Origin of the sequence: Streptomyces sp. NPDC058877, from assembly GCF_042742855.1 — a bacterium.
In the GTDB taxonomy this organism is placed as follows: domain Bacteria; phylum Actinomycetota; class Actinomycetes; order Streptomycetales; family Streptomycetaceae; genus Streptomyces.
This window is the reverse complement of record NZ_JBHYMF010000272.1, coordinates 1-7,602: the sequence shown is the minus strand read 5'-3', so window position 1 is coordinate 7,602 and position 7,602 is coordinate 1. Positions and strand designations below refer to the sequence as shown.

Here is a 7,602-nt window from a genome sequence, read left to right as displayed (position 1 = left end):
CCCCTTCGTGCGTGCTTCGGTGGCCTCAGTGGCTGGCGTCCACCGGCTGCTCCGAGGACTCGCCGCCGTGCTCCGCGCCGTGCTCGCCCTCGCCGGCGGGCGACTCGCTGGCGGTCGGCGTGGCGCCCGGGGGAGCCGGGACGACCTCGGGGCCGAAGTCCTTGAAGTAGCTCTTCGCCGGGACGACGAACGCGTTCAGGCCGACGTCGCCGGTCCTGCTCAGCTTGAAGACGACCTGCTGCGCGTCGCCGTCGCGGGCGGCCTCGCTGCCGTTCTCGATCATGGCGGAGGCGTTGCCCTCGCCACCGATGACGACCGAGCCGCCGGCGGGGACGGTGATCGGGCCGGAGCCCTCGGCCGACTTCAGCGTCACGGCCGAGTTCGTGCCCGGCAGGCTGATCGCGTCGATGGTCTGCGGCAGGCGGCCGTTGTTGAAGACGGTGGCCGAAACCGCGGCCGGGCCCTTGGCGCCGGGCTCGGGCTGGGTGATCACCAGCGCGTTCTGGATCTTGACGTCGTCCACCGTGACGGCGGCGTTGTCCGGACGGATCTTGAGCGTCTGCGCGTCGTTGCCCGCGCCACAGGCGGACAGTGCGGCGACGGAGAACACGATGGCGGTGGCGGCGAGGGCGCCGCGTCGAAGGCTGCGGCTCACGGCGGCGGCATCTCCTAGGACGTACGGACGGGAAACCGAGGAACAGCTAAAGGCGTGTCAGCGCGCTTAGGTTACCGAGCCGCACTCTCCGTCCCGCACCCGACCCGCCCCTAAGCGGCCAGACCGGTCGGCGGCGCCCCGCCGCGGGGCGGGGCACACGGTCCCGTCGAGGGTCCCGGGCGGGTGCCCCGTCCCCTCCCGGGTCATCGCCCGGTCCGTCCTCCGCGAACCCTTCCGGCGCTCGTCGTCCGTCCCGCCGATGTGGCTGGATCACGACGCATTGACCTGTTGTTCACATAACTGTCTTGATCAATTCCGAGGGCGCCCCGCATTCCCCGGAGCCCGCCCTCGGGGAAATCCCCGACCGATCTCGGCCGATGTCGCTGATCAATTCCGGGAATCCTCCCGAGGCGCATCCGTACGAGTGGCCGATCTTCGAACGGATCGGGCGGAGAAGGTCACTTCGAACCGGACAAAGTGGGGCATTGAGTCCTCTTGGAGGGACTCTGGATGTGTGTAACGTGCGCGTTTCTCTCCGTCCGCGCAGCCGCTCCGACCTGCGAATACCGCCTTCCGGAAGGCCTTCGCAGCACGTTCGCATCATCGTTGTCAAGCCCCGAGATATGCCCTGACCTGCGAAAACGTCATTCAGAAGAAGCAGAATCCGTGTTACTCTGGATAGCCACGGAAGGGGTACCTGTCACATGACGTTCAAGGTTGGCGACACCGTGGTCTATCCCCATCACGGGGCCGCGCTGATCGAGGCCATCGAAACTCGCCAGATCAAAGGCGTGGACAAGACCTACTTGGTGCTCAAGGTCGCGCAGGGTGACCTGACGGTTCGCGTGCCGGCGGACAACGCGGAGTTCGTTGGCGTCCGCGACGTGGTCGGTCAGGACGGGCTGGACCGGGTCTTCGAGGTGCTGCGTGCACCGTATGCCGAGGAGCCGACGAACTGGTCCCGTCGCTACAAGGCAAATCTCGAGAAGCTCGCCTCCGGCGACGTCATCAAGGTCGCCGAAGTGGTGCGTGACCTGTGGCGGCGTGAGCGCGAGCGCGGGCTCTCCGCTGGTGAGAAGCGGATGCTCGCCAAGGCTCGCCAGATCCTGGTGAGCGAGCTGGCCCTCGCCGAGAACACGAATGAGGACAAGGCCGAGGCCCTCCTCGACGAGGTCCTCGCGTCCTGAGTCGCGTTCCCAAGTGAAGAGTCACGCTCTCAAGTGAAGCGATGCCGCGGTGCCCGCTGGCGTGCTGTGAACCCACACAGTGCAGTCGTCGGGCGCTGCGGCATGTTCGCGTGCGTATACGAACCGTATGCGTGCGCGTACCGCTGAAGTAACCCGCACCCCCTGAACTTTCCCTACGCCCGAACCCCTGTGCCCACGCGGCCACGCCTCGACCGTCATCACGGAAAGGGCCCGGTCAAGGCGGAGCGTCCGGCACGGTGAAGGCCATACCCATGTCGGCCGCGGAAACAAACCTGCCGGAGTGCAACCGATGTCAGACGAAGCGCGTCCCCGTCGTACCGCCGTGGTGATCCCGGCCGCAGGGCGGGGCGTACGCCTCGGTCCGGGCGCCCCCAAGGCGCTCCGGGCGCTGGGCGGCACCCCCATGCTCATCCACGCCGTCCGCGCGATGGCCGCCTCCCGCGCGGTCTCGCTCGTCGTCGTGGTCGCACCCCCCGACGGCGCCGGCGCCGCCGAGGTCAAGAACCTCCTCGACGCCCACGCCCTCCCGGACCGCACGGACTACCTGGTCGTCCCCGGGGGCGACACCCGCCAGGAGTCCGTCCGCCTCGGCCTCGAAGCGCTTCCCGAGGGCATCACCACCGTCCTGGTGCACGACGCGGCCCGGCCCCTGGTCCCCGTGGACACGGTGGACGCCGTCATCGAGGCCGTACGGGACGGTGCCGTCGCCGTGGTGCCCGCGCTGCCCGTTGCCGACACCGTCAAGGAGGTCGAGCCGGCCGAGCGGCCGGGCGACCCCGAGCAGGTCGTCGCCACCCCGGTCCGCGCCCGGCTCCGTGCCGTCCAGACCCCGCAGGGCTTCGACCACGACACCCTGGTCAACGCCCACGCCACCGTCGCACTCGCCGGTGAGGGCGCCACCGACGACGCCGGCATGGTCGAGCGGCTCGGCGCACCCGTCGTCGTCGTGCCCGGCCACGAAGAGGCCTTCAAGGTGACCCGTCCCCTCGACCTCGTCCTCGCCGAGGCCGTACTCGCCCGCAGGAGGGCCAACGATGGCTTCTGAGCCGATGATCCTTCCCCGTACCGGCATCGGTACCGACGTCCACGCCTTCGAGGAGGGCCGCGAACTCTGGTGCGCCGGCCTGCTCTGGGACGGCCCCGACAGCGGCGGGTACGGCCTCGCCGGCCACTCCGACGGTGACGTCGCCGCCCACGCCGCCTGCGACGCGCTCTTCTCCGCCGCCGGCATCGGCGACCTCGGCGCCCACTTCGGCACCTCGCGCCCCGAGTGGTCCGGCGCCTCCGGCGTCACGCTCCTCGCCGAGGCCGCCCGGATCGTCCGCGCCGAGGGGTACGAGATCGGCAACATCGCCGTCCAGGTCATCGGCGTCCGCCCCAAGATCGGCAAGCGGCGCGCAGAGGCCCAGAAGGCGCTCGGCGAGGCTGCCGGCGCTCCGGTCTCCGTCTCCGGCACCACGACGGACGGCCTCGGGCTCACCGGCCGGGCCGAGGGGCTCGCGGCCCTCGCGACCGCCCTCGTGTACCCCGTCGTCACTCCGGAGCGCCCCCGGGAGCGGTGAAAAACGTCATCGGCGACCCCTAGCGGGGCGCAGGGCATCACCATGCGCCCACTACCCTGGAGTGGTGACTATTCGCCTGTACGACACAAGCGCCCGGCAGATCCGTGACTTCACCCCGCTCACGCCGGGCTGCGTCTCGATCTACCTGTGCGGTGCCACCGTGCAGGCGGCCCCGCACATCGGCCACATCCGCTCGGGCCTGAACTTCGACATCATGCGCCGCTGGTTCGCCCACCGCGGCTACGACGTCACGTTCATCCGGAACGTCACCGACATCGACGACAAGATCATCAGGAAGGGCGCCGAGCAGGGTCGCCCCTGGTGGTCCATCGGATACGAGAACGAGCGTGCGTTCAACGCCGGTTACGAGGCGCTGGGTTGCCTCCCGCCGACCTACGAACCGCGCGCCACCGGTCACGTCCCCGAGATGGTCGAGATGATGCGGGGCCTCATCGAGCGTGGCCACGCCTACGAGGCGGACGGCAGCGTCTACTTCGACGTGCGCTCCTTCCCGGGCTACCTGGAGCTGTCCAACCAGGACATCGACGACCTCCGCCAGCCCGACGAAGGCGTCTCCGGCAAGCGCGACCCGCGCGACTTCGCCATGTGGAAGGCGACCAAGCCGGGCGAGCCGGACTGGGAGACCCCCTGGGGCCGCGGCCGTCCGGGCTGGCACCTGGAGTGCTCGGCGATGGCCCACAAGTACCTGGGTTCCGCCTTCGACATCCACGGCGGCGGCCTCGACCTGATCTTCCCGCACCACGAGAACGAGATCGCCCAGGCCAAGGCCTTCGGCGACGAGTTCGCGCAGTACTGGGTGCACAACGCCTGGGTCACCATGAGCGGCGAGAAGATGTCCAAGTCGCTCGGCAACAGCGTGCTGGTGTCCGAGATGGTCAAGAACTGGCGCCCCATCGTGCTGCGCTACTACCTGGGCACCCCGCACTACCGCTCGATGATCGAGTACAGCGAGGAGTCCCTGCGCGAGGCCGAGGCGGCCTTCGCCCGCATCGAGGGCTTCGTCCAGCGCGCCACCGAGAAGGCCGGGACGGCCGTCGCCCCCGCCGCCGAGGTGCCGGCCGCCTTCGCCGAGGCCATGGACGACGACCTGGGCGTCCCGCAGGCGCTCGCGATCATCCACACCACCGTCCGCCAGGGCAACAGCGCCCTCGCCGCGGACGACAAGGACGAGGCCGTCGCCCGCCTCGCCGAGGTCCGCGCCATGCTCGGCGTGCTCGGCCTGGACCCGCTGGACCCGCACTGGGTCGAGGAGACGGGTGACGGCGAGGAGCTCCACGGCGTCGTCGACGCCCTCGTGCGCCTCGTGCTCCAGCAGCGCGAATCGGCGCGCGAACGCAAGGACTGGGCGACCGCGGACGCGATCCGCGACCAGTTGAACCGCTCCGGCCTCGCCATCGAGGACAGCCCCGACGGCCCCCGCTGGACGCTGGGCAACCGTTAGAAGACGTGCCGCTCGGGCCTCCGAGCGGCACACTTCAGTTACAGACCCACGCAACGCAACACCGAGGATGAGAGTAGTCATGGCCGGGAACAGCCAGCGCAGGAACCGTCGCACGTCCAACAAGAAGGGCGCGACGGTCGGCAGCGGTGGCCAGCGGCGCAAGGGCCTGGAAGGCAAGGGCCCGACCCCGCCCGCCTCCATGCGCAAGGGCCACAAGAAGAACCGCGTGGCCAACGCCCAGGCGCGGCAGACCGCCGCCCGCCGCCCCGTCGCCCGGCGCGGCGGCAAGGGCCTGTCCGAGATGGTCGTCGGTCGCAACCCGGTCTTCGAGGCCCTGCGCGACGGCGTGCCCGCCACGACCCTGTACGTGCAGCAGTTCATCGACAACGACGAGCGCGTGCGCGAAGCCCTCAACCTCGCCACCGGCCGCGGCAACATCAACATCATGGAGGCGCCGCGCCCCGAGCTCGACCGGATGACCAACGGCCTCAACCACCAGGGCCTCGTCCTCCAGGTCCCGCCGTACGAGTACGCGCACCCGGAGGACCTCGCCGCGGCGGCCTACGACGAGCACGAGGACCCGCTGATCGTCGCCCTCGACGGCGTCACCGACCCGCGTAACCTCGGTGCGGTGGTCCGCTCCGTCTCCGCCTTCGGCGGCCACGGCGTCGTGGTTCCCGAGCGCCGCGCCGCCGGCATGACCGCCGGGGCCTGGAAGACCTCCGCCGGCACCGCGGCCCGCACCCCGGTCGCCCGGGCGACGAACCTGACCCGCTGTCTGGAGCAGTACCAGAAGGCCGGCCTCACGGTCGTCGGCCTCTCCGCCGACGGCGACACCGAGGTCCACGAGCTGGAGGCCCTCGAAGGCCCCGTCGTCATCGTCGTCGGCTCCGAGGGCAAGGGCCTCTCCCGACTCGTCGGTGAGACCTGCGACTTCCTCGTCCGCATCCCGATGCCGGGGGGCGCCGAGTCCCTCAACGCCGGTGTGGCCGCGGGCGTCGTGCTGTACGAGGCCGCCCGCCGCCGCATGGGCTGACCCGAACGGAGGAATCACCCCGGCCGTGATCTTGACGGGTCTCGGACATTTGGCAACCGTCAAGGCAGTGTCCTAACCGCACATCACTCGGTTAGATGAGTGTGGACACCAGAACGCCCCGGCCGGGGTTCGACGATCAGCCTCCGCTGAGCATGGTCAAGGTGGATTCCGATCCCGCCCAGGTGATCGTGAACCACGCCAGCTTCCGTGTGCGGCTCGCGCCGGCCCCGCAGCCCAAGTTCGGCGCCGGCGCCCGCACAGCCGCCCTTGCCGGAGCCGCCGGCATCGCAGCGGGCGGCCCGCGCCGCCGCCCCGTCGTGTGGACCGGAAAGTCTTCGCCGGGAGCGACCGGCCTCCTCCAGGCCGTACGCGAGTCCTCCGTCGCCACGCTCGAACCGGTCGGCGGTCACGCCGCCGCGGAGACCCAGGCCATCCCGCGCGTCGAAACCACCATGCCCACCCCCGTGGTGCCCGCCGAGGCCGCGCCCCTGCTGCCGCCGATGCGCCGCGCCGAGGGCGCCTACGACGAGGTGTACGACCTCGGACCGGAGCCCGTCGAGCCGTACGGGGACGAGACGCAGGACGGCCGTGCCGACCGGCGCCAGAGCCGGGACGACGTCCGCAACGGCTACTACCCCGGCCGGCGGATGAACCTCGGGGTGGTCCTCCTCCCGCTCCGCGTCTTCCTCGGCTTCATCTCCATCTACGCGGGCATGGGCAAGCTCTGCGACCCCGTCTACTTCGACGGCGGCGAGCGCGGCTCCATGGTGAAGTGGCTCACCTCCCTCCACCCCTGGGCCCTTGCCGAGCCGCTCCGTGACTTCGCCCTCCAACACCCCGTCGGCGCCGGGCTCACCGTCGCCTTCCTCCAGGTCGTCGTGGGCGTCCTCACGGTCCTCGGGCTCTGGCAGCGCGTCGCCGCCGTCGTCGGCGCCCTGCTGTCCGCCGCGCTCCTGCTGACCGTCAGCTGGCGGACCGTCCCGGTCTACGACTCCGCCGACATCATCTACCTGGCGGCCTGGTCGCCGCTGATCATCGCGGGCGCCCCCGTCTACTCCCTGGACGGCCGCCTCGCCGGCGAGGCCTGGCGCACCCTCGGCCCCCGTGCCGAACTCTGGGAGCTCCGTCGCCGCGTCACCCGGCGGGGCACCCTCCTCGCCGCCGTCGTCGTCGGCCTCACCCTCCTCATCGGCTCCGTCCTCGGCGGTGCCGTCCGCTCCACCGAGATGGTCACGGTCCCGGGCCCCAACGACGACCCGATCAACCACCTTCCGGGCCAGCCGCTTCCCCAGGAGCCGGCCGGCCGCGCCCCCTCGAAGGCCCCTTCGAAGGCCCCCGAGCCCGCCGCGACCACCGAGGCCCCGGCGCGCAGCGAAGAGACCCAGGAGGCCACCCGGCCCGCCGAGACCACCCGTGAGTCCACCCGGACGCGGGAGCAGCGGCCGACCTCCACCCAGGGCACCAGCACCGGTGGCACCAGCCGTCCGCCCGCGCAGTCGCAGCCGGCGCCGCCGCCGTCCACCAGCGACACCCCGACCAGCACCGGCGGCACCTCGGGCGGGGGCTCGACCGGATCCACCACCACCCCGTCCGAGAGCGGTTCGACGACGGGCGGCGCACGGAACCCGATCGGCGGCCTGTTGGGCTGACACGGCCGCCGCACACCGGAAGGGCGGCAC

At 71.2% G+C, this 7,602-nt stretch carries 7 protein-coding genes; 6 read left to right on the top strand and 1 reads right to left on the bottom strand.

Annotated features, from left to right (window positions below; all coding sequences use genetic code 11):
- Window positions 1-25 precede the first annotated feature (25 nt).
- Window positions 26-655: a DUF461 domain-containing protein gene (locus ACFW2Y_RS33475; protein ID WP_384886805.1), complete on the bottom strand. Its 630-nt coding sequence runs from the start codon at window positions 653-655 to the stop codon at window positions 26-28.
- Window positions 656-1,359: 704 nt separating this feature from the next.
- Between ACFW2Y_RS33475 and ACFW2Y_RS33470 the strand changes: the two genes are divergently transcribed.
- The 6 genes from ACFW2Y_RS33470 to ACFW2Y_RS33445 all read left to right on the top strand — a co-directional run bounded on the left by ACFW2Y_RS33470 (window position 1,360) and on the right by ACFW2Y_RS33445 (window position 7,572).
- The gene (locus ACFW2Y_RS33470) at window positions 1,360-1,842 is read left to right on the top strand and encodes a CarD family transcriptional regulator (RefSeq protein WP_003953493.1); all 483 of its coding nucleotides are present in this window, start codon (window positions 1,360-1,362) and stop codon (window positions 1,840-1,842) included.
- 310 nt (window positions 1,843-2,152) lie between these two features.
- Window positions 2,153-2,908, top strand: a complete 756-nt coding sequence (gene ispD, locus ACFW2Y_RS33465; protein WP_384886802.1) for a 2-C-methyl-D-erythritol 4-phosphate cytidylyltransferase — start codon at window positions 2,153-2,155, stop codon at window positions 2,906-2,908.
- Window positions 2,898-3,425, top strand: a complete 528-nt coding sequence (gene ispF / locus ACFW2Y_RS33460) for a 2-C-methyl-D-erythritol 2,4-cyclodiphosphate synthase (protein ID WP_384886799.1) — start codon at window positions 2,898-2,900, stop codon at window positions 3,423-3,425. The genes ispD and ispF overlap by 11 nt, the downstream gene beginning before the upstream one ends.
- A 64-nt stretch (window positions 3,426-3,489) precedes the next feature.
- Window positions 3,490-4,887 (top strand): cysteine--tRNA ligase, encoded by a 1,398-nt coding sequence (cysS, locus tag ACFW2Y_RS33455; RefSeq protein WP_384886796.1) that lies wholly within the window; start codon window positions 3,490-3,492, stop codon window positions 4,885-4,887.
- Between the two features lie 79 nt (window positions 4,888-4,966).
- Window positions 4,967-5,923 (top strand): 23S rRNA (guanosine(2251)-2'-O)-methyltransferase RlmB, encoded by a 957-nt coding sequence (gene rlmB, locus ACFW2Y_RS33450; RefSeq protein ID WP_384886793.1) that lies wholly within the window; start codon window positions 4,967-4,969, stop codon window positions 5,921-5,923.
- A 95-nt stretch (window positions 5,924-6,018) separates the two neighbouring features.
- Entirely contained in the window at window positions 6,019-7,572 is a 1,554-nt protein-coding gene (locus tag ACFW2Y_RS33445) for a DoxX family membrane protein (RefSeq protein ID WP_384886790.1), read from the top strand.
- Window positions 7,573-7,602 lie beyond the last annotated feature (30 nt).